General features: G+C 71.6%; 19 protein-coding genes. 8 read left to right on the forward strand and 11 right to left on the reverse strand.

Translation table 11 applies throughout. The annotated features are described in order from the left end of the window. Window positions 1-15: 15 nt before the first annotated feature. Window positions 16-2,256, reverse strand: a complete 2,241-nt coding sequence (locus tag EDD54_RS23665; protein WP_281010176.1) for a tetratricopeptide repeat protein — start codon at window positions 2,254-2,256, stop codon at window positions 16-18. Window positions 2,257-2,388: 132 nt separating this feature from the next. On the opposite strand from EDD54_RS23665, the gene EDD54_RS13850 reads away from it, so the two are divergent. Together EDD54_RS13850 and vapC are read left to right on the forward strand one after the other, a co-directional pair. Continuing rightward, a complete protein-coding gene (locus EDD54_RS13850; RefSeq protein WP_126540124.1) occupies window positions 2,389-2,601 on the forward strand; it encodes a type II toxin-antitoxin system VapB family antitoxin in 213 nt (70 codons plus the stop codon). Then, complete coding sequence (gene vapC, locus EDD54_RS13855; RefSeq protein WP_126540126.1) at window positions 2,598-2,990, forward strand: type II toxin-antitoxin system VapC family toxin; 393 nt, start codon at window positions 2,598-2,600, stop codon at window positions 2,988-2,990. Before EDD54_RS13850 ends, vapC begins: the two co-directional genes overlap by 4 nt. 6 nt (window positions 2,991-2,996) lie before the next feature. Here vapC and EDD54_RS13860 read toward each other — a convergent pair whose 3' ends face one another. Further along, window positions 2,997-5,006 carry a protein meaA gene (locus EDD54_RS13860; RefSeq protein ID WP_126540128.1) on the reverse strand — a complete coding sequence of 670 codons (2,010 nt, stop codon included), beginning with the start codon at window positions 5,004-5,006 and terminating at the stop codon, window positions 2,997-2,999. Between the two features lie 411 nt (window positions 5,007-5,417). Between EDD54_RS13860 and ccrA the strand changes: the two genes are divergently transcribed. Next, complete coding sequence (gene ccrA, locus EDD54_RS13865; RefSeq protein ID WP_126540130.1) at window positions 5,418-6,698, forward strand: crotonyl-CoA carboxylase/reductase; 1,281 nt, start codon at window positions 5,418-5,420, stop codon at window positions 6,696-6,698. A gap of 63 nt (window positions 6,699-6,761) precedes the next feature. Here ccrA and EDD54_RS13870 read toward each other — a convergent pair whose 3' ends face one another. Then, complete coding sequence (locus EDD54_RS13870) at window positions 6,762-7,733, reverse strand: hypothetical protein (RefSeq protein WP_126540132.1); 972 nt, start codon at window positions 7,731-7,733, stop codon at window positions 6,762-6,764. Window positions 7,734-7,987: 254 nt separating this feature from the next. Between EDD54_RS13870 and EDD54_RS13875 the strand changes: the two genes are divergently transcribed. Then, a complete protein-coding gene (locus tag EDD54_RS13875; RefSeq protein WP_126540134.1) occupies window positions 7,988-8,908 on the forward strand; it encodes a DMT family transporter in 921 nt (306 codons plus the stop codon). Between the two features lie 3 nt (window positions 8,909-8,911). Here EDD54_RS13875 and EDD54_RS13880 read toward each other — a convergent pair whose 3' ends face one another. Beyond that, on the reverse strand, window positions 8,912-9,811 hold the full coding sequence (locus EDD54_RS13880; RefSeq protein ID WP_126540136.1) for a YihY/virulence factor BrkB family protein: 900 nt from the start codon (window positions 9,809-9,811) through the stop codon (window positions 8,912-8,914). A 158-nt stretch (window positions 9,812-9,969) separates the two neighbouring features. On the opposite strand from EDD54_RS13880, the gene EDD54_RS13885 reads away from it, so the two are divergent. Beyond that, a complete protein-coding gene (locus tag EDD54_RS13885) occupies window positions 9,970-11,646 on the forward strand; it encodes an acyl-CoA dehydrogenase family protein (RefSeq protein WP_126540138.1) in 1,677 nt (558 codons plus the stop codon). 239 nt (window positions 11,647-11,885) lie between these two features. Here EDD54_RS13885 and EDD54_RS13890 read toward each other — a convergent pair whose 3' ends face one another. The 3 genes from EDD54_RS13890 to EDD54_RS13900 form a co-directional block, all read right to left on the reverse strand. After that, window positions 11,886-12,989: a BMP family ABC transporter substrate-binding protein gene (locus EDD54_RS13890; RefSeq protein WP_126540140.1), complete on the reverse strand. Its 1,104-nt coding sequence runs from the start codon at window positions 12,987-12,989 to the stop codon at window positions 11,886-11,888. 188 nt (window positions 12,990-13,177) lie between these two features. Beyond that, entirely contained in the window at window positions 13,178-13,858 is a 681-nt protein-coding gene (locus EDD54_RS13895) for a flavin reductase family protein (RefSeq protein WP_126540142.1), read from the reverse strand. Continuing rightward, window positions 13,855-14,601, reverse strand: coding sequence for a GntR family transcriptional regulator (locus tag EDD54_RS13900; RefSeq protein WP_126540144.1), 747 nt, complete (start codon window positions 14,599-14,601; stop codon window positions 13,855-13,857). The genes EDD54_RS13895 and EDD54_RS13900 overlap by 4 nt, the downstream gene beginning before the upstream one ends. A gap of 157 nt (window positions 14,602-14,758) precedes the next feature. Here EDD54_RS13900 and EDD54_RS13905 point away from each other — a divergent pair, with 157 nt between their 5' ends. From EDD54_RS13905 to EDD54_RS13915, 3 genes are all read left to right on the forward strand, one after another. Next, window positions 14,759-14,908, forward strand: a complete 150-nt coding sequence (locus EDD54_RS13905) for a ribbon-helix-helix protein, CopG family (RefSeq protein WP_126540146.1) — start codon at window positions 14,759-14,761, stop codon at window positions 14,906-14,908. Next, window positions 14,905-15,843: a DUF1989 domain-containing protein gene (locus EDD54_RS13910; protein WP_126540148.1), complete on the forward strand. Its 939-nt coding sequence runs from the start codon at window positions 14,905-14,907 to the stop codon at window positions 15,841-15,843. The genes EDD54_RS13905 and EDD54_RS13910 overlap by 4 nt, the downstream gene beginning before the upstream one ends. 107 nt (window positions 15,844-15,950) lie before the next feature. Next, window positions 15,951-17,360, forward strand: coding sequence for an amidase (locus EDD54_RS13915; RefSeq protein ID WP_126540150.1), 1,410 nt, complete (start codon window positions 15,951-15,953; stop codon window positions 17,358-17,360). Between the two features lie 16 nt (window positions 17,361-17,376). On the opposite strand, the gene EDD54_RS13920 is transcribed toward EDD54_RS13915, so the two are convergent. The 4 genes from EDD54_RS13920 to EDD54_RS13935 all read right to left on the reverse strand — a co-directional run bounded on the left by EDD54_RS13920 (window position 17,377) and on the right by EDD54_RS13935 (window position 21,360). Beyond that, window positions 17,377-18,003, reverse strand: a complete 627-nt coding sequence (locus tag EDD54_RS13920) for a glutathione S-transferase family protein (RefSeq protein ID WP_126540152.1) — start codon at window positions 18,001-18,003, stop codon at window positions 17,377-17,379. After that, window positions 18,000-18,866: an aromatic ring-hydroxylating oxygenase subunit alpha gene (locus tag EDD54_RS13925; protein WP_126540154.1), complete on the reverse strand. Its 867-nt coding sequence runs from the start codon at window positions 18,864-18,866 to the stop codon at window positions 18,000-18,002. Before EDD54_RS13925 ends, EDD54_RS13920 begins: the two co-directional genes overlap by 4 nt. A 4-nt stretch (window positions 18,867-18,870) precedes the next feature. After that, on the reverse strand, window positions 18,871-19,521 hold the full coding sequence (locus EDD54_RS23235; RefSeq protein ID WP_207620585.1) for a Rieske 2Fe-2S domain-containing protein: 651 nt from the start codon (window positions 19,519-19,521) through the stop codon (window positions 18,871-18,873). 159 nt (window positions 19,522-19,680) lie between these two features. Continuing rightward, window positions 19,681-21,360 (reverse strand): hypothetical protein, encoded by a 1,680-nt coding sequence (locus tag EDD54_RS13935; protein ID WP_126540156.1) that lies wholly within the window; start codon window positions 21,358-21,360, stop codon window positions 19,681-19,683. Window positions 21,361-21,479 lie beyond the last annotated feature (119 nt).

Genomic DNA, 21,479 nt, shown 5'->3' on the forward strand with positions numbered 1-21,479 from the left:
GGTGTCGAACCCGGGTCAGTTGCTGGCGCCGGGCGGGGGACTGTCGCGGGCGGCGAGGATGGCCTCTCGAAGGGCGATGGTGAGGTCGAAATAGTGGGACACCTGTGCCCCGCGGAAGACCTCAAGGGCTCTTTCCATAGCCGTAAGTGCGGCATCGAGATCATTCTGGCGCCTCGTGCGCTCGAAGAATCTTAGACAAGCTAAGGCAAGGTTGTGCTGCGTCACCGCCCAATAGAGCGGCATCCGCTCGCGCGTGCGCACCTCTAGGGCCGCCCGGAAGGCCGCCACCGCCTCCTTGAGCCGCGCCGTCCCCGCCTCCCGCTCGCCCAAGGACCTGAGCGCGTCACCGAGGTTGTTCTGCGTCGTCGCCCAGGCGAACGGTACCCGCTCGCGCGTCAACTCCTCCAGCGACGCCCGATAGGCTGCCACCGCCTCTTCGAGCCTTCCCGTCCCCGCCTCCCGCTCGCCCAGGGTCACGAGCACGTTGCCGAGGTTGTTCAGCGTCATCGCCCAATCGAGCGGCACCCGCTCGCGCGTCCGTTCCTCCAGCGCCGCCCGGTAGGCCGCCACCGCCTCCTCGACCCGCGCCGCCCCCGCCTCCCGCTCGCCGAGAGTCCTTAGCGCGTTGCCGAGGTTGTTCTGCGTCGCCGCCCAGTCGAGCGGCACCCGCTCGCGCGTCCTTTCCTCCAGCGCCGCCCGATAGGCCGCCACCGCCTCCTCGAGCCGCGCCGTCCCCGCCTCACGCGCGCCGAGGATAGCGAGCGCGCTGCCGAGGTTGTTCAGCGTCATCGCCCAGTCGAGCGGCACCCGCTCGCGCGAGCGTTCCTCCAACGCCGCCCGATAGGCCGCCACCGCCTCATCGAGCCGCGCCGTCCCCGCCTCACGCGCACCGAGGATCGCGAGCGCGGTGCCGAGATCGTTGCACATTGCACCTCTTTCGTCGGGATTGCTGGCTCGGGCGAGGCCGATGCGGGCGAGTTCGATCGAGATCTCCAGTGGCAGTCGGGTGCCACGATCCCGGCCCTCGACATGGTTTTCGTCCTGGACGGCACGGAGGGCGTGATGACGGCTTTCCGGGTCGGCGTGTTCGAGGTCGACGATGCGCACCAAGCGCTCGGCCGCCGATCGAACATCGCGCGCCAGAACGGCCTGGTCGTAGGCGGCGCGGAGCAAGCGCGTGCCAGCCTCGCGGCTGCGGGCACGGCGCTCCTCTTCTTCGGCTCGGCGGGTGACTTCCTCGTGTTCCCAGGCCGCGAAGGCGTCGTCGGCGACTTCGATCGCCGCTTCGAAGCGGGCTTCCCTGGAAAGCGCGGCGACACGCGCGAGGATGTCGTCGATGAAGGCACCGAGGTTGGTGCCGTGCCGCCCCTCCTCGGCGACGCGGATCGCGACCGCGACGGCTTTCTCCAGTTCGCGGAGGGCGCTGTCGGAGTCCTCGATAGTCGGAAGGATGCGCCGGGCGATTTCGATGATGGTCGCTTCGGGGATGCCGGCCTGGGCCGCCGCTGCCAGTGTCGGGGCGTCCTGCGCACGCATGCGCGCCAGGATCTCGGCCAGCATCGCGCGGTCTTCCGCGCGTTCGACCCGCTCGGCGCGGTGATGGTCGACCAGTTCGTCGACCTTGATCTCGGTGCGCCGCGTCGTGGCGTCGACGTCGCGGAGGAGACCGAGCATGTCGGTCTGCCCTTCGATCAGGCTCGTCAGCCGCGCGAAGGTCTCCTCGTCGATCGCAGGGCGCAGGCTCTCCCAGAAGCCGGCGTCGGCCCTGAGCGTGGCGAAGGTTTCGCGCAGGGTGGCGGCGAGGATCGTGCGATAGGTGTCGTTGCCCGTTTCGGGATGGAACAGCGGCTCCACCCCCGCGGCGCGGAGCATCAGGAAGCGGACGATGTCCTGGGTCTTCAGGTCCAGGGCGACGAGCGCGCCCGCCTCGAAGCTGATCCGGTCGGCGACATCGGCGAGCCGCAGAACGGCAGCCTCGGCATCGGCCTGTTCGGCCCAGCCGGGCTGTTCGGCGTCGAGCTGCTGGCGCACGCCTGCCGCAATGGCCTTGCGGGCGCGGGCGTAAACCGCCTGCGGGTCCTTGCCGCGGCCGCGCAGCATGGTGGTGGCGAGGCCGACGGCGCCGACCGCCGCCTCGGCGACACCGACGCCGACCGGAAGCAGACCGCCGCCGACGGCCAGCCCGCCGCCGATCAGCAGCGTGCCGGTCACCAGACCGCAGAGTTTGTCGAGGCACTCGTCACTGATCCAGCCCATCGGCCGCTCCCCCACCCGAGGTGAAAGATAGGCCCGGACCGACGCTGCCCGCAATGCGGGCGACGGGGCGACGTTGCACGGGTCGGCGGCGATGTGTGTACTACGCCACTTCCATACACATCGGCTCCGCCCATGCGCACCAACATCGACATCGACGACGATCTCATCGCCGAGGCCATGCGGCTCACCGGGCTTCCCACCAAGAAGGCGACGGTGGAGGAGGCTTTGCGGCGGATCGTGCGCGCCGAACACTTGCGCACCGTCCTCCGCGACTCCGCGGGGATCGGCTGGGAAGGCGGTCTCGAGGAGATGCGGCTCGGCCGGGACCGTCTGCCGCCGCCATGATCGTCGTCGACAGCTCGGTCTGGATCGACCACTTCAACGACCGTCGCGACGAACCGGCGGTCCGGACCTTCCGGGCCATCGCCGACCCCACCGAGGTCCTGGTCGGCGACATCATCCTGCTCGAGTTGCTGCGCGGCGCTCGCGGCGACCGCCATGCCGCCCGTCTCGCGGCCGTGCTGGAGGCCTTCGAGACGCGATCCATGCTGGACGCGCGGGGCGCCGTACTGGCCGCGCGCAACGATCGGTTCCTGCGCGAAAAAGGCGTTACCTTGCGCAAGCTGCCGGACCTCGTCATCGCCAGCTTCTGCATGGACGGCGGACACGACCTGCTGACGAAGGACCGCGACTTCCTGCCCTTCGCAGAGCATCTCGGCCTGCGGCTCCTCTGAAGCCCCTCACGCCGCCTGCTTCGTCCCCGCGCGCACGATCCTGACGATGTCGGCCATGATGTCGGTGAGCTGGAAGTCCTTGGGGGTGTAGACGGCGGCGACGCCCATGGCGCGGAGCGTCTCGGCGTCGTCGGGCGGGATGATGCCGCCGACGACGACGGGAACGTCGTCGAGGCCGTTGTCGCGCATGCGGCCCATCACCTCGCGCACCAGCGGCACGTGGCTGCCGGACAGGATCGACAGGCCGACGACGTGTACGCTCTCCTCGAGCGCGGCGTTGACGATCTCGGCCGGGGTCAGGCGGATGCCCTCGTAGACCACTTCCATGCCGCAGTCGCGGGCGCGGACGGCGATCTGCTCGGCGCCGTTGGAATGGCCGTCGAGGCCGGGCTTGCCGACCAGGAACTTGAGCCGGCGGCCCATGGCGGCGGAGACGTCGTCGACGGCGGCGCGCACCGCCTCGATCTCGCCGGCCGACGCCGAGGCGGCGGCGCCGACGCCGGTGGGGGCGCGGTACTCGCCGAACACGGCGCGCAGCGTGCGGCCCCATTCGCCGGTGGTGACGCCGGCCTTGGCGGCGGCGATCGAGGGCTCCATGACGTTGCGGCCCTCGGCGGCGGCGCGGCGGAGCTCCTCCAGCGCGGCGTCGACCGCCTTCTGGTCGCGCGCGGCGCGCCAGGCCTTCAGCGCCTCGATCGCCTCGGCCTCGACGTGCTCGGGCACGGTCAGGATGCCGCCGTCGGCCCCGGCGGCGAGCGGCGAGGCCTCGGTCTCGCGGAACTTGTTGACGCCGACGACGACCTGCTCGCCGGCCTCGATGCCGGCGAGGCGGCGGGTGTTGCTCTCGACCAGGGCGCGCTTCATGTAGCCGCTCTCGACGGCGGCGACCGCGCCGCCCATGGCGGCGATGCGGGCGAGTTCGTCGCGCGCCTCGGCCTTCAGCGCCTCGACCTTGGCGGTCATCACGGTGGAGCCGTCGAAGATGTCGCCGTATTCGAGCAGATCGGTCTCGAAGGCCATGATCTGCTGCATGCGCAGCGACCACTGCTGGTCCCACGGACGCGGCAGGCCGAGCGCCTCGTTCCAGGCCGGCAGCTGCACGGCGCGGGCGCGGGCGTTCTTGGAGAGAACGACGGCCAGCATCTCGATCAGGATGCGGGTGACGTTGTTCTCCGGCTGCGGCTCGGTGAGGCCGAGCGAGTTGACCTGGACGCCGTAGCGGAAGCGGCGCAGCTTGGGGTCCTCGACGCCGTAGCGCGTCTCCAGGATCTCGTCCCAGAGCTCGGTGAAGGCGCGCATCTTCGCGATCTCGGTCACGAAGCGCATGCCGGCGTTGACGAAGAAGGAGATCCGCGCCACCGCGGCCGGGAACTCGGCCTCCGGGATCGCGCCCGAGGCCTTCATGCCGTCGAGGATGGTGCAGGCGGTGGCGAGCGCGAAGGCGAGCTCCTGCACCGGCGTCGCGCCGGCCTCCTGCAGGTGGTAGGAGCACACGTTCATCGGGTTCCACTTCGGCATCGCCCGGTAGGTCCAGGCGATGACGTCGGTGGTCAGCCGGAGCGAGGGCGCCGGCGGGAACACGTAGGTGCCGCGGGAGAGGTATTCCTTGACGATGTCGTTCTGCGTCGTGCCGTTGAGCTTGGCGCGGTCGGCGCCCTGCTCGTCGGCGGCGGCGACGTAGAGCGCGAGCAGCCAGGCGGCCGTCGCGTTGATCGTCATGGAGGTGTTCATCCGCTCGAGCGGGATGTCGGCGAACAGGCGGCGCATGTCGCCGAGATGGGCGACGGGCACGCCGACCTTGCCGACCTCGCCGCGGGCGAGCACGTCGTCGGGGTCGTAGCCGGTCTGGGTCGGCAGGTCGAAGGCGACCGACAGGCCGGTCTGACCCTTAGCGAGGTTGCCGCGGTAGAGCGCGTTGGACGCCGCGGCCGTGGAATGGCCGGCATAGGTGCGGAAGATCCAGGGCTGGTCGCGCCGCGGGCCGCCCGAACGGCCGTTCGCGTTGTCGTCCGTCATCGTCTTCCTCCGCCGTCCCCGCAAAGCGCGCCGGACCCTCGGGCTCCGGGCGGCGGGATCATAACGGTTCGCCGCGGTGCGGTAAGTCAGCCAAAGGTCGCGCCGGTCCGGCCTGCGTCTCCGCGTCGCGGTCGGGGCGGCGAGGGAACCTCCGGGGAAAAGATCGGCTTTGCAGGGCCCGAGGAAATTCTGACGGGCGGTCGGGCGCATCTTGGGGCATCCAGGGCGACGACGGCCGACCGAAAGTCGAAGCCCGGCCCCGGGCGCATCATCGAAGGTCTTATTGGCCCGCCGGGCAAGGCTCGTCGATGATCTCGGCACTGCAACATGGACCCCGCCGTGGACGGCGGCGGGGCGGAACCCGGGGCAGGCCACGACCCACGGGACCGGACAGAGGAAAGGAACATTCCGATGAGCGCGCTGCCCACGCCCGCCGAAGGCGCCCCCCTCAAGGATCTCTACGACATCGGCGAGATCCCCCCGCTCGGCCACGTGCCGGAGAAGATGTGGGCCTGGGCGATCCGCAAGGACCGCCACGGCCCGCCCGACACCGCCATGCAGCTCGAGGTCGTGCCGACCTGGAAGCTCGACAGCCACGACGTGCTGGTGCTCGTGATGGCCGCCGGCGTCAACTACAACGGCGTCTGGGCCTCGCTCGGCAAGCCGATCTCACCCTTCGACGGCCACAAGCAGCCGTTCCATGTCGCCGGGTCCGACGCGTCCGGCATCGTCTGGGCGGTCGGCTCGAAGGTGACGCGCTGGAAGGTCGGCGACGAGGTCGTCGTCCACTGCAATCAGGACGAAGGCGACGACGAGGAGTGCAATGGCGGCGACCCGATGCTGTCGCCGTCGCAGCGGATCTGGGGCTACGAGACCGCCGACGGCTCGTTCGCCCAGTTCTGCCGGGTGCAGAGCCGCCAGCTGCTGCCGCGCCCGCAGCACCTGACCTGGGAGGAGAGCGCCTCCTACATGCTGACGCTGGCGACCGCCTACCGCATGCTCTACGGCCATCAGCCGCACACGCTGAAGCCGGGCCAGAACGTGCTGGTCTGGGGCGCGTCCGGCGGCCTCGGCGTGTTCGCGGTGCAGATCTGCGCCGCCGTCGGCGCCAACGCCATCGGCGTGATCTCCGACGAGTCCAAGCGCGACTACGTCATGAGCCTCGGCGCCAAGGGCGTGATCAACCGCAAGGACTTCGCCTGCTGGGGCCAACTGCCCAAGGTCGGCTCGCCGGAATACGACACCTGGTTCAACGAGGCGCGCAAGTTCGGCAAGGCGATCTGGGACGTCACCGGCAAGGGCAACAACGTCGACATCGTGTTCGAGCACCCCGGCGAGGCGACCTTCCCGGTGTCGTCCTTCGTGGTCAAGCGCGGCGGCATGGTGGTGTTCTGCGCCGGCACCTCCGGCTTCAACATCACCTTCGACGCCCGCTACGTCTGGATGCACCAGAAGCGCATCCAGGGCTCGCATTTCGCCCACCTGAAGCAGGCGAGCGAGGCCAACCGCTTCGTGCTGAACCGCCGCGTCGACCCGTGCATGTCCGAGGTGTTCGCCTGGGACCAGATCCCGGCCGCGCACATGAAGATGTGGAAGAACCAGCACGCCCCCGGCAACATGGCCGTGCTGGTCAACGCGCCGCGGACCGGGCTAGTCTCCTTCGAGGACGTGCTCGAGGCGAGCAGGCGCTGAGGGCCGGCCCTTCGCGGCACGGGATGCCGGCCGTCGGATCCCGACGGCCGACGGCTCGCCGCTTCAGCGCATCGCGCCGACCGGCATAGGGGACGCCGGATCCAGCCCGACGGATCCGGCGACGCCCGCCGCGGCGGTCGACGGGGAGGTCAGGCGGACGGTGGCGGTGTAGCTGCCGCCCCAGCCGCGGATGTTGTCGACGAAGACGTAGTAGTCGCCGGCCCGCGGCGCGGTGAAGATCAGCGGCAGGCCGGTGCTGTTCTGGATGATCGAGCCGAAGCGGTCGACCAGCTTGATTCGGATGTCGTCGGAAGTCGGCTTGTCGAGGGCGAGGGTCTGTCCCGCCTTCATGCCGACGACGAACTTGGCGTAGTCCTTCAGGTTGACCCTGAAGGTCTCGTCGATGACGGTCCCGTCGACGAGCCGGATCATCGCGCGTGCGTTGGCATTGTAGCTCTGGATGTCGAAGGTAACCGGGATCGCTCCGGCCTTGGCGATCGTGAAGGTGTAGGTGCCGTCGATCAGGATCGGCAGGGCGCCGACGATGACGCCCTGGCTCGCCTCGCCGGTGAAGACGTAGCTCTGTCCCGGACCGGTGAAGCGCAGCGTGTAAGGCGCGGTCTGGTTCCAGACGATCCAGCTCATCGAATGGCCCGCCTTCAGGCGATAGACCATGCGGACCGGCGCCTCGCCGGCCTCGAAGGTGTAGGTGTAGGCGGGATCGTTGTCGCGCCCGCCGGTCCGGAACGTGGGCTGGCGCGGCTCGACGTCCTTGGCCATGTGCTCGGCCGAGAACACGCCGACGTCCTTGTAGACGGTGGCCGACAGCAGCGAGAAGTCGAGCGTGACGGGATCCAGGCGATAGACCGCCCTGACGGCGTCCTTCAGCGTCAGCCCGTCGCCGAGCACGCGCATGCCGTCGAAGACGAGGCGGCCCTTGGAGTCGACATAGGGCGTCGTGCCGTTCAGGAAGGCCTTGTCGTAGGCCGCGGCCGGACCGGCCGTGGCCATCAGCGCGACGGCGGTCGCGATCATTCCCAAGCTCGCCTTCATCGTTCCTCTCCCCGGCGGCGTCCCGTCCCCGCTCCCGAGGCGGCGATCGGTCGGCCGCCATGCTCGACCCGGACGGTGACGAATGTTCTTACGGAGCAAGTCGACCGCAATGCAGTCCGTATTTCATCGAAGGTTTATTTCAGCTCGGCGGCCGCCGGTCGACGACGGTCGGAACGGCGCTTGCGCCGGGCGGAGGTCCCGCCGTATGGCTCTCCGTCCTCCCACCGGATCCCCCGATGTCCCGCGCCGCCCTCGCCTCACCCGCCGTCGCCACCGACGCCGAGCCCCCGTTCCTGAAGGTCGCGCCGGCCGTCTTCGTGGCGCTGTGGTCGACCGGCTTCATCGCCGCGAAATACGGCGCGCCGGTCGCCGGGCCGTTCTCGCTGCTGGCGATCCGCTTCCTGTTCGTGATCCCGATCCTGGCGCTCGCGGCGACGGTGCTGAAGCGGCGCTGGCCGGACGCGCGGACGGCCGTGCACGCGATGGTCGCCGGCGCTCTGATCCACGGGCTCTATCTCGGCGGCATCTTCTGGGCGGTGAAGCACGGCCTGCCCGCCGGCTTCGCTGGGCTGGTGGTCGGGCTGCAGCCGGTGCTGACGGCCTTCTTCGCGCGCGCCCTGATCGGCGAGCGGGTCGCCGCGGCGCATGTCGGCGGCCTCGCGCTCGGGCTCGTCGGCGTCGCGCTGGTGCTGTGGCCGAAGCTGACCGGCTTCGACGGGCTGTCGCCGGTGGTGGTCGCGGTGGCGCTCGGGGCCGTCGCGGCGATCTCGCTCGGCACGGTCTACGCCAAGCGCTTCGCCTCGGGCTGCGACCTCGTCACCGGCACGGCGCTGCAGTTCGTCGGCGCCTCGGTGATCGGCATCCCGATGGCCGTGGCCGAGGGCTTCTCCTACGTGCCGTCGCTGCAACTCGCCCTGGTGATCGCCTGGCTGGTGCTGATGCTGTCGATCGGGGCGGTGATGCTGCTGCTCGCCATGATGCGGCACGGTGCCGCGTCGAGGGTGGCGACGCTTTTCTATCTGGTGCCGCCGACGACGCTCGGCTTCGCCTACCTGCTGTTCGACGAGACGCTCGGCGCGATCCAACTGGTCGGCACCGCGCTGGTGGTGGCGGCGGTTCTGGTGGCGACGCGCGGGGTGAAACGCACGACGGCGTGACGATCAGTCCGGCGAGCCGCCGGAGGGCGTGGCTCCCGCACCCGCCTCGGCCATCTGCCGGGCCATCTCGCGCTCGGCGCGCAGCTCGATCTTGGCGGCGTTGACCGAGGCGCCGAACAAGAGGATCGCGGCGATCAGGTAGAGGAAGACCAGCGCGGTCATCACGCCGGCGAGGCCGGCGTAGGTGGAGGCGTAGTTGGCGAAGTTGGAGATGTAGGTGGCGAAGCCGACGCCGCCGACGATCCAGGCGCCGAGCGTCAGGCCGACGCCGGGCATGACGTCGCGCATCCGCCGCCGCCCCGCCGGGATCCAGAGATGGGCGACCACGAGCCCGATCCCGAGCACCACCACCGTCACGGCGTAGCGCACGAGATCGAAGGAGCGCTCGAACTCGTGCAGTTGCGGGGCGTAGCGCGTGACGGCGTTCCAGATCACCGGCGTCAGTACCACCAGGAAGGCGAGCGTCAGCAGGACGACTGTGCCGAGCAGGACGAAGACGATGCTCTCGAGGCGCAGCAGCAGGAAGGAGCGGTGCTCGACGCAGCCGTAGGCGCGGTTGAGGCCGACGCGCAGCGCCTCGACGCCCGAGGAGGCGAAGTAGACCGCGAGGCCGACGCCGAAGGTGAGCACGTCGCCGCGCGGGATCAGCAGCACGTTCTTGACCTCGGCGGCGATCGGGCCGGCGACGCGCTCGGGCACCGACTCGAACAGCAGTTCGACCACGGTGCGGGCGAGGTCGCTCATGTCGAAGAAGGCGGCGACCGCGGTCAGGAAGATCAGGAACGGAAAGATCGCCATCAGCGACGTCAGGGCGACGTGGCTGGCGATCGCCCAGCCGTCGGTGGCGGTGAACAGGTCGATCGCCCGCCAGACGATTGCGAAAGAGCGTCGCAGTCTCTTCATCCGACCTCCCCGTATCGCACCGCCGCACCATTGTAACGCGGGTCGGGGGCGATCGGCTTCAGCTGTCCTTTCGGTCACCCTTACCAAAGATGCATTGAGGCCGCTCGACCTTTGCCCCCATTTTGCGCCGCACGAAAACCCCTCTCGAGGAACGCCCGATGAGCGCTGCCGCTCCGCTGACCGCATCCACGGCCACCGTCCGCGATCGGCTGGCCGAAGCCCTGCCCGCGATCGAGGATCTGCTCGTCGCGGCGACCGACGCCGTCCGCGCCAAGGTGCTGGTCGGCGGCAAGCTGTCGGCCGAGGCGCTGGAGCGCGAGCAGCGCGCCGCCCACGGCCTCGCCTGGTTCGCCACCTACGTCGAGAGCCTGCGCCAGCTGGTCTCCTACGCCGACCGGCTCGGCGAGGCCGGCCGCTACGGCCCGGTCGAGGAGGCGCTGGTCGAGATCGGCGCGGCCGAGTACCTGGCGCAGATCTTCGGCGGCATCCCGATGAACCAGGGCGAGATCGTGCGCCTCGCCGACCTCGGCGTCGACGCCCGCACCGCCGAGCGCGCCCGCGGCGCCGCCGCCGCGAGCCTGATCGAGAGCGGCTCCCGGCCGGCCGTGCGCCGCGTCGTCGTCGACGCCATGCGCCGCAAGACCGCGGCCGAGATCGTCGGCGACTCCGGCCTCGACGAGACCATGGAGGCCTTCCGGGCCGAGATGCGCCGCTTCGCCGAGGAGGAGGTGCTGCCGCACGCCCACGAGTGGCACCTCGCCAACGCCTACATTCCGCTCGAGGTGATCGACAAGCTCGCCGCGCTCGGTGTGTTCGGGCTGACCATCCCCGAGGAATTCGGCGGCCTCGGGCTCGGCAAGGAGTCCATGTGCGTGGTCTCCGAGGAGCTGTCGCGCGCCTACATCGGCGTCGGCTCGCTCGGCACCCGTTCCGAGATCGCCGCCGAGCTGATCCTGTGCGGCGGCACCGACGCCCAGAAGGCGGAATGGCTGCCGAAGATCGCCTCCGGCGAGGTGCTGCCGACAGCCGTCTTCACCGAGCCGAACACCGGCTCCGACCTCGGCTCGCTCCGCACCCGCGCGGTGAAGGACGGCGACGTCTGGAAGATCACCGGCAACAAGACCTGGATCACCCACCCGGTCCGCGCCGACGTGATGACCGTGCTCGCCCGCACCGAGCCGGACACCACCGACTACCGCGGCCTGTCGATGTTCCTGGCGCCGAAGCCGCGCGGCAGCGACGAGGTGCCGTTCCCGGCCGAGGGCATTTCCGGCGGCGAGATCGAAGTGCTCGGCTACCGCGGCATGAAGGAATACGAGATCGCCTTCGACGGCTTCGCCGTGCCGGCGGCCAACCTGCTCGGCGGCGTCACCGGCCAGGGCTTCAAGCAGCTGATGCAGACCTTCGAGAGCGCGCGGATCCAGACCGCGGCGCGCGCCGTCGGCGTCGCCCAGTCTGCGCTGGACGTCGGCCTCGCCTACGCCCAGGAGCGCGTCCAGTTCGGCAAGCCGCTGATCGAGTTCCCGCGCGTCGCCGACAAGCTGGCGATGATGGCGGTCGAGGTCAACATCGCCCGCCAGCTGACCTATTTCTCGGCGCGCCAGAAGGATCACGACAAGCGCTGCGACCTCGAGGCCGGCATGGCCAAGCTACTCGGCGCCCGCGTCGCCTGGGCCGCCGCCGACAACGCCCTGCAGATCCACGGCGGCAACGGCTTCGCGCTCGAGTACACCGTCAGCCGCATCCTCTGCGACGCCCGCATCCTCAACATCTTCGAGGGTGCCGCCGAGATCCAGGCCCAGGTCATCGCCCGCCGCCTGCTCGACGGCCGGTGAGGGCGAGGGGCGGACCGGTCCCATGTCCAGGCTTGGTCCGCGCAGGCGGACCATCCACGGTGTTCCGCTCACGCCTTTTCATCCCGGCCGGGTAGCCCCGTCGTGACGTGGATGGTCCGCCTGCGCGGACCAACCCGATCGGGAGGGGTATCGCCGACACGGCCGTCCCGGGCCGCGTTCCGCCACCCGTTCCCCCTGCGGGCCCGGCCGTCGGCCGAGCCCGCTGCACGTCGTCCCCGTCAGGTGATCGAGCCGACGATGCCCTCGAGCAGGTAGTCGGTGCCCCAGAGCGCGCCGTCGTAGAGGCCGAGCGTGCCCTCGATGACGGTGTTGCCCTTGTTGTCCTTCAGCGGGCCGACGAAGATCGGCGCGCCGCCCTTCAGCGCCGCGATCGCCTTGGTGGAAGCCGCCTTGGCCTCTTCGGTGGCGCCGGCGCCGAAGGCTGTGCTCTGCACCATGTCCTTGTCGTAGCCGCCCTCGTTGACGTTCGGCAGCTTCTCGCCACGCGCGATCATGCCGGCGTAGGCGGTGTAGACCGTCGCCCACTTCAGTTCGGCACCGGTGACGAAGCCGCGCGGGGCGAGCGACGACTGGTCGGCGTTGTGGCCGCAGGTCATGGCGCCGCGGCCCTCGGCAGTCTCGACCACCACCTTCGGGCTGTCGACGTGGCAGGCGATCACGTCGCAGCCGGCGTCGATCAGCGCGTTGGCGGCCTCGGCCTCGCGGACCGGCAGCGACCATTCGCCGGTGATGATCAGGTTGACCGTGGCCTTCGGGTTGACCGAGCGGGCGCCGAGCAGGAAGGCGTTGACGTTGCGCAGCACCAGCGAGATCGGCTTGGCGGCGACGAAGCCGAGCTTGTTGGTCTTCGTGGAGAGTCCGGCGGCGACGCCGTTCACGAAGTGGGCCTGGTCGAGGTAGCAGAAGTAGCCGCCGAGGTTGGCCGGGTGCTTCTTGGCGTCCCACAGCGAGGTCGGGTGGCGGAACTCGACGTCCGGGAACTTCTTCGCCGCCTCGATCATGAAGGGGTCGAAATAGCCGAAGGAGGTCGGGAACAAGAGCTTGGCGCCGTCGAGGTTGATCATGGATTCCATGGTCTGGGTGACCGCGACCGTCTCCGGCACGTTCTCCTCCTCGACCACGGTGACGCCCGACAGCTCCTTCAATGCCTTGGCGCCGACCGCGTGGGCCTGGTTCCAGCCGAAGTCGTCGCGCGGGCCGACGTAGATCATGCCGATGGTGAGCCCCTCGGCGGCGCGGGCGCGCAGGCCGCCGGCGAGGACGAGGGCGCCGGCCGCCGCGGAGGCGACGAAGTGGCGGCGGGTCATGCTTTGATGCGTCATGGAAGTCCCCCTCTGGTGATCGCTCGTGGTCGTCTCGGGTCCTCGCCGGGCGGACGAGCGTCGCCGTCGCCGCGGCGACGCGAGGTCGCGCGGACGGGTCCGTCGGACGTCCCGGTATTCCACCGCCGCGAACCGGTGCGGCGGCCTTGCCGCGTCGGCCCGCGACGCTCGTTTCGGCCGGCTCGGGGTCAGTCGCCCCGGCCGCTCGCGGACGGGCCGTCGGCCCGCCGCCTCTCCCATTCCTCGACCGACATGGTCGGTAGGTCGAACTGATCGCGCGTGCGGGCGTAGCCGTGACCGCCGAGCCGCCCGATCGCGTCCATCAGGCGCTGGTCGACGTGCTTGCTGACGGCGTCGACCGCGCCCTCGCGGATGAAGACGCCGAGCACCTCGCCCATGATGATCTCGCGCGAGCGGCCGACCTCGAGCGTCAGGTAGCGCCGGCATTCGAGCGATGCCGGCGCCTCGAGGATGCGGGGGCAGGAGACGTGGGTACCGGGCACGGCGGTGAGGCCGGCGGCGGCGAGTTCGTCGACGCCCGGCGGGAACGGCACCGCGCAGACGTTCATGGCGTCGAGCAGGGCGTCGTCGACGATGTTGACGGTGAACTCCTCGGTCTCGCGCACGTTGGCGGCGGTGTCCTTGAAGCTCATGTCCGCCTTGTTCTCGACGCCGAGGGCGAGGATGGCCGGGTCGGACGACAGGCAGTTGAAGAAGCTGTAGGGCGCGGCGTTGACGCGGCCCTCGCGGTCGACCGTGGTGACGAAGGCGATCGGGCGCGGGATCACCGTGCCGATCAGGAGCTTGTAGCGGTCGCGCGCGCCGAGGGCGGCGAAGTCGAAGTGGACGTGGCCGGGACGCTCGGTCATTTCGCCGCCTTCCGGGTCGCGGGGCGCAGCGGCACCGTGTCGCGGCCGCGGTTCAGGATCTCGCCGGCGTAGCGCGACAGCACGGCGCCGAGGTCGGGTTCGGGGGCGTCGTCGTCGAACAGGGCGCGGCGCTCGACCGAGCCGACGTGATGGTCCATCAGCCGGATCGCCGCGTCGGCGTCGCCGCCGCGCAGCGCGGCGATGATCTCGGAGTGTTCGTGGATGGCGCAGTCGGAAGAGTGCGGCCGGCCGTAGAGCGCCAGGATCAGCGAGCAGCGCGACACCACCTCGGAGAGGTAGCGCTCGAGGAGCGCGTTGCCGGACATGGCGGCGAGGCGGGTGTGGAACTCGCCGGCGAGGCGGATCGAGACGCGCTCGTCGCCGCGCGCCTTGGCGGCGTCCTCCTCGCGGACGTGGCCCTCGAGCTCGGCTCCGTATTCCGGTTTCCAGCGCCGGACCACGAGGCGGACCGCCTCGCGCTCGAGGGCGCGGCGCACCTCGAAGACCTGACGGGCCTCCTCGAGGCTCGGCTGGGCGACGGCGGCGGTGCGCTTCGGCCGGGCGTCGACCAGCCCCTCGGCCTGGAGTCGGGCGAGCGCGGCGCGGACGAGCGTACGGCTCATGCCGAAATGGGCGCCGATCTCGTCCTCCGGCAGCTTGGTGCCGGGCAGCAGCGCCTGTTCGATGATGGCCTGACGCAGTGCCACGACGGCGACGTCGACACGGGTGGCGGGTTTCGACATGGGTCAGCGATCTCCTGGTCCCAATCTTGGTATACGTGATCGTAGCGGGCAAGCGTGCTGGATGCGGAAAGATGCGGCAGGCGGTGACCAGAATTTGCGCTTCCGCACGTATACCTGATCGCGCATCATCGGTATCCGAGAACGGAGGGGACCGGCGATGACGACGGACAGGATCGTCCTGCACCTGAACCAGCAGCAGCTCGAACTGGTCGACCGCACGGTCACCCGCGGCGTCGCGCCGGATCGCGAGAGCCTGGTGCGGCTCGCGCTGCGCGAACTCGCCGAGAAGCGCGGGGTGGCGCGATGAGCCGGCAGCCGATCCTGACCTGGATGCTGGAGCCGGGCACCGGCAAGGCGCTGGAGATCCGCGCCGGCCAGATCCTCCGCGTCGAGCAGGTCGACGGCGGCCAGTGCGTCGACTTCAACTGCTTCAACCTGCACGACTACAAGGAATACATGCATTGCGGCCGCACCCGCACGGTGCACGGCTTCAACCCGACCCGCGGCTCGTTCCTGTGGTCGCAGCCGCCTCGCGAACGGGCGCTGATGTACATCCTCGCCGACACCTACGGCCGCAACGACGTCCTGTTCCCGCGCTGCAGCGCCTACCTCTACGAGAGCGCCTACGGCTTCGACGCCCACACCAACTGCCAGGACATCCAGGCCGAGGCGCAGCGCGAATACGGCCTGACCCCGGACGACGTGCACGACAGCTTCAACCTGTTCATGTGCACCGAGGTGACCCTCGACGGCCGCGCCACCATCACCCGGCAGACCTCGACCGCCGGCGACCACGTCGACCTGCTCGCGCTCGCCGACGTGCTCGCCGTCGCCAACGTCTGCGGCGCCGACATCATGCGCACCAGCAATTTCGGCCTGAAGCCGATCCGGCTAGAGGTATACGAGGCGACCGACGCCGAGCTCGCCGCGGTGCCGCCGACGCCGATCCTGCGCAGCCAGCGCAAGCCGAGCGACTTCCGCGTCCCCGCCGTCAAGGCGGACCGGGCGCTGGTGCGCGATCCCGCCTACGTGCCGGCCTTCACCAACGTGCCGCTCGCCGTCACCGGGATCCCCGTCGCGCTGTCGGCCGAGGAACGGGCGATGTTCGAGGCGCTGCGCCATCCGGTCCACGGCGGTGACGACGACGCGGCGCTGCGCGACGTGCTGTTCACCTGGTGGGAGGAGCGCTTCCTCGCCGCCGCCTCGGGCGCACCGGCGATCGGGGACCGCGAAGAGGCGTGAACGGGAGCGGGCGCGGGGAACGCCGAAGCGGTTGATCGCGCTCGCGCTTCCGGCCAGTCTGGCGCCGCCGACGTCCGCGCCGCCGACCCCGTACCGGAGACCTCGCCATGTCCGCCCCCGCCCCGCTCGCCGCCGGCCGCGACGACCGTTCCGCCGAGGCGGCGGTCGCCGACGCGCTGGCGCGGATCGACCGGCTCGACCCGCTGCTCCACGCCTTCGTCCGCGTCGATCCCGAGCGCGCCCTCGCCGACGCCCGCCGGCTCGACCGCCGCGCCGCGCTCGGCGTGCCGAAGGGGCCGCTGTTCGGCGTGCCGGTGGCGATCAAGGACGTGCTCGATGTCGCCGGCGCGCCGACCGGGGGCGGGTCGCTCACCCGCGTGGGCGCCGCGGTCGCCGCGCGCTCGGCCGCGGCGGTGGAGCGGCTCGAGGCGGCCGGGGCGGTCGTCGTCGGCAAGACCGCGACGGTCGAATACGCCTTCGGCGGCTGGGGCACCAACGAGACGCTCGGCACGCCGCTCAATCCCTGGGACACCGCGACGCCGCTCGTGCCCGGCGGCTCCTCCAACGGGTCCGGCGTCGCGGTGGCGGCCGGATTGGTGCCGCTGGCGCTCGGCACCGACACCGGCGGCTCGATCCGCCTGCCGGCCAGCTTCTGCGGCGTCGTCGGCCTGAAGACCACCGCCGGCCTCGTCGACAAGCGCGGGGCGATGACGCTGTCGACCCCGCTCGACACCGTCGGTCCGCTGGCCCGGCGGGTGGCCGACGCCGCGCTCGCGCTGTCGGTGCTCGCCGATCCCGAGCGCCTCGCCGGCGGCGGCCCGGCCGCGCTGGTAGCCAGAGACGGATTGGCCGCTCTCGCGGCAGGTGACGAGTTGGCCGCGCTCGCCGCGGGGGCGGTGCCGTCGCCGCGCGGGCTCCGGATCGGCATCGTCGAGAACCTCGGCGTCGCGCTCCATCCGGACACGGCCGCGACGTTCCGCGCGATGCTCGACGTGCTGGCGCGCGCCGGTGCGGTCCTGGTGCCGGTCGATCTCGGCCGCTCGATGGCCGACTTCGCCGCCCCCTGCGGCCAACTGCTGGCGGTGGAGGCCTACATGAACTTCGGCGCCTTCGCCGAGGAGGAGCCGAACCGGCTCGGCCCGGCCGTGCGTCGGCGCATGCTCGACGGCAAGCGCCTGCCGGCGCCGGATTTCCTGCGCACGCTCGCCGACCGCGACGCCGCGCGGCGCCGGGTCGCCGCGCTGTTCGAGCGCGTCGACGCCATCGTGACGCCGACCACCGCGCATCCGGCGATCCCGCTCGCCGGCCACGACCCCGACGCCAGCCCGGCGGTACTCACCCGCTTCGCCAACTTCGTCGACCTCGCGGCGGTCTCCGTGTCCTGCGGCCTCTCCGCCGACGGCCTGCCGATCGGCGTCCAGGTCAACGTCCCGGGCTTCCACGAGATCCGCGCCCTCGCGATCGCGGCCGTGCTCGAGGACACTGCGGGGCCGTTCATCTGTCCGCTGGCGATGTGAGCCGGCGGGCGCGGGATCAGACGACTTCGCGCACACCCGGCATGGTGACGAAGCCCGGCAGGGCGTGGATGCCCCTGGCCCAGATCGCGAGGCGCGGGAACTCCTCCATGCCGAGCCCGGCGTCGGCGGCGAGCGCCACCGCCGGGAACAGCGCGACGTCGGCGATGGTCGGGCGGTCGCCGGCGACGGTCGCGAAACCGTCGAGGGTCCGGCGCACGAGATGGCCCTCGAGGACGCGGAAGGCGGCACGGGCGGCGGCGAGGGGATCGGCGAGTTCGGACGGGCGGCCGAACATGGCGCGGAGCCTGGCGTCCTCCAGGGCACGGAGATCGCCGGCGGCGAAGGCGAGCCAGTCGAACACCGCGGCGCGGGCGGCCGGTTCGGCCGGCAGCCAGCCGGCGGGGGCGCGGCGCTCGGCGAGATGGACCAGCATCGCGACCGGGCGTGTCAGCACGACGTCGCCGTCGACCAGGGTCGGCACCGTGCCGGCCGGGGCGAGCGCCCGATAGGCCGGCGTGTCGGCGCCGTCGCCGGGCAGGATCGCCACCGTGCGCGTGTCGTGGGGGATCCCCGCGAGGGCGAGGAAAAGCCGGATCGCGTAGGCGTCGGCGAGGAGGTCGTGGTTGTGGAGGACGATCGTCACGCCCCGGCCTCCCGGTACTCGAACGAGCCGTAGCGCAGGCCCTTGGCCTTGAGCCAGCGGCGGTAGGCGACCGAGGAGAGGTCGGCGCGGGTCGGGATCTCGGCACGCGGCTCGAGCGGCAGCGTGCGCGGGCGCTGGTTCTCGAGGATGATGCGGTCCTGCAGGAAGATCTTTTGCTGGAACATCACGATGTCCTCGTCGGACGTGGTGTGGTCGACCAGCACCATCAGCGGGAAGGCGATCGAGCGGTCCGGCGCGACCGGCTGGATGAACAGAGCGATGACGTCGAAGCGGTCGGGCGCGACCGGGCAGGTCTTGTAGAGCATCACGTTGAAGGGCGTGACGACGCGGTAGACGTAGTGGCTCATCTGCCCGCCGGTGGAGGCGGCGGCTGCGTGCGGCTGCCAGAAGCGGCAGTCGGTCGCCCAGACCTCGTCGACGTCGGTGCGGATCTCGGCGCGGTAGTTCTCGACCTCCGGCCGGTCGAGCGCGCCGAGGATATCGGTGTGGACGAAGGGGAAATGCGCCATGTCGAGGAAGTTCTCGACGAGGCGCAGTCCGGAGGCGCCGACCTCGACCATGCCGCAGGTGATCAGCCGGCGGTCCGGCTCGGCGGTCTCCGCGATCGGGAACAGGTCGCGCGCGGGCGTGCCGAGGCTGGCCCAGACGAAGCCGTAGTGCTCGGCGACGCGGGCGGCGGTGCCGTCGGAGCAGGTGACGGCCGGCCGGCCGTCGCCGCCGCGGGTGACCACGACGTCCTCCCCGAGCAGGCGGGTGCGGCGCGGGGTGGCGGGCGAGAGGTCGGCGGCGATGGCGACGACGTACCAGTCGTCGAGGGCGGCGCGGTCGCGGGTCAGGGTCATGGCATCATTCCGCGGCGACGGCCGGGGCCGTCTCGAGACGATGCCGCAGCCCCTCGGCGAGCACCACGGCGGCGCGCAGCCGGTCCGGCCGGGCGGTGACGTGGAGCCGGGCGCGGCCGGAAAGCACCGGCTGGACCAGGGCGCGGATGCCTTCGCCGAGACCGGCCGCGGCGGCGGCGAGGATCGCGGCGGAGACGTCGACGGTGACGCTCACCGACCCGACAAATCCGGCGGGACCGTCCGGCGGGGCGTCGGGCACGGGTTCGTCGCCGGTTTCGCCGGCACGGACGAACACCACGCCGCCGGCCTCGGCCGCGGCGTAGGGCTCGGCGGCGATGGTCTTCGGCGGGTCGAGGTCCGGGTGGGCGGGGATCAGTTCGCAACCGGCGTCGGCGCCGCGGTAGCGCCAGCCGTGGTAGAGGCAGGACAGGGTATCGCCGCGCACGAAGCCGAGCGACAGCCGCATGCCACGATGCGGGCAGCGGTCGACCCAGGCGCGGACGGCACCGCCCTCGCCGCGCCAGACCACGATCTCGCGGCCGGCGAGCACCACCGGCATCGGCATGCCCGCCGGCAGGTCGCGCGACAGCGTCACCGGGTACCAGCCGTCGGCGAGCGGTTCGAGGGGGTGGTCGCTGTAGCTTTCGGTGCGCATGGGGCCGGTCCGGGCGCGGCGGCTGCCGCCCATCGGGTCCAGGAAGCACCGGCCGGGCGGATCCGCAAGGGCGGAAGATCCCGCGCCGGCGCGTCGTTCACAGGCGCCGGCGTGCGAGCGGAGCTCGCGGCGGCGGACCGACGCGCCGAGGACCGGTCGTCATGGCGGCAACCCGTCGGCGGGGTCCGGGAGCGGCGCGGCCGGCCCGGCCGCCGGTGTCGCCCGCCGCGGAGCGCCGATGCCGAGCCCGGGCAGCGGTTCGCCGGGGACGATCCGCTCGAGGATCAGGCAGACGGGGCCCTCCTCGCCGAAGACCATGATCGAGCGGCCGGACGGATGCGGTTGGTCGGGATGGCAGGGCAGGTTCGGAACGAGGCGGTAGGCCACCGGCGGCAGGGCGGCGGGGTCGCAGATGCGCTCGCGGGTCAGGACGTGGGCGAAACGCGTCGTGCGGCTGCAGCCGCGGATGCCGAGCCGGTCGAACTCGAGGAACAGCGCCGCGAGCATCCCGGGCCCCCGGCCGTCGATCGAAACCGTTCCGCCGCGCGGCACCTCGGGGGCGGCGGCCTCGGCGAGTTGGCGGACGTACGGACGGTATGCCCAGGGCGTGGCGAACCGGGTGGCGGGCAGCGCGGCGGCGACGGTGAGCGCCAGCAGCACCAACGGCGCGGGGTGGAAACGTCTTGCCGCGGTGGCGACCACGTCGACCACGGCCACCGCGACCAGCGCCGGCACGATGCCGAAGACGGCGCGGGTCTGGTATTCGTCGATGCCGCCCGGCGAGCGCAGGTAGGCGGCGAAGGCGAGGACGGCGACCGCCGTCGCCACCGCGGCCGCCCGCGCGGACGGCGGCCGGGCGGCCGGGACGAGGACGGCCGCGACGAGGCCGGCGAGGAGCCAGATCCAGGGCAGCGGTCGCAACGAGAGCCACTGGTGAGCGAGCGCACCGACGACCTCCCGCGGTGACGGGCCGCCGCCGGTCCCGCCACGGGAGGCGGTCTCGACGATGCGCCACAGGTTGCCCGGGGGGTTCAGCGCGGCGTCGGCCAGCAGAGGCGCCGCGAAGGCCGCCACGATCGCGGCGCCGGCTGCGACGGTGGAGGCGGGAAAAAAGCCGCGTCCCGCGGCGCGGCGCGCCCGCGCTCCGGCGACGACCGCTCCCAGCCACAGCGGCCCGACCACGACCGGCAGCGTCGCGTAGCCGTGGACCAGGACCGCGCCGCAGAAGGTGGCGGCGACGAGACCCACGGCCGATCCCTCGACCAGCAGGAACAGCGCCGCGCAGAAGGCCGCGAAGGGAAGGATCAGCGCGTCGGGCATCCACGGATTGGCGAAGGCGACGCGCAGCCTGGACGTGTTGCCCGTGAACCCGTCGATGCCGCCGAGTTGGTGCACCGCCAGGACCGCGGCGATGGCCGCGGTCGCGGCCGCGGCGGCCGTGCCGAGCCCGACCCGGGAGCCGAGCCGGTGGACGAGACCGGCGAACAGGCCGAGGAAGGCCGCGGAGAGGGCGTAGGTACCGAACAGCTGCGCGCCGAACGGCCCGCCGGCGACGCCAGCGGCGAGCACGCCGGCGAGGTGGCGAACCGACAGGAACCAGGGTCCGGGATGGTTAGGACCGTATTTGGAATAGTGGCCCGTCAGCAACCAACCGTGGTCGGCCCGCTGCATCAACAGCATGTCGTCGGCGAGGTCGCCGCGCGGCAGCTGGTCGCCGCGGATCAGCGTCCAGTTGACCGCGACCAGCGCGACGAACAGCACCAGCGCCACGACGGCCCCGGTGGCGAGGGCACCCGGGTGCCGGGAAGCGCCGTGCGGCGGCGGTGCGGGAGATGTCACGGCGTCGCGGATCCGGTCGCGCCGAGCGCGCTCGCCTCGGCCGGCCCCCTTATGCCGCCCGCCGGATAGGCGCCGCAAGTCCCGGCCGAGCCCACGGTCGAGCCCCGCCGGCTCTCGTC

The organism is Oharaeibacter diazotrophicus, from assembly GCF_004362745.1.
Lineage (GTDB): Bacteria > Pseudomonadota > Alphaproteobacteria > Rhizobiales > Pleomorphomonadaceae > Oharaeibacter > Oharaeibacter diazotrophicus.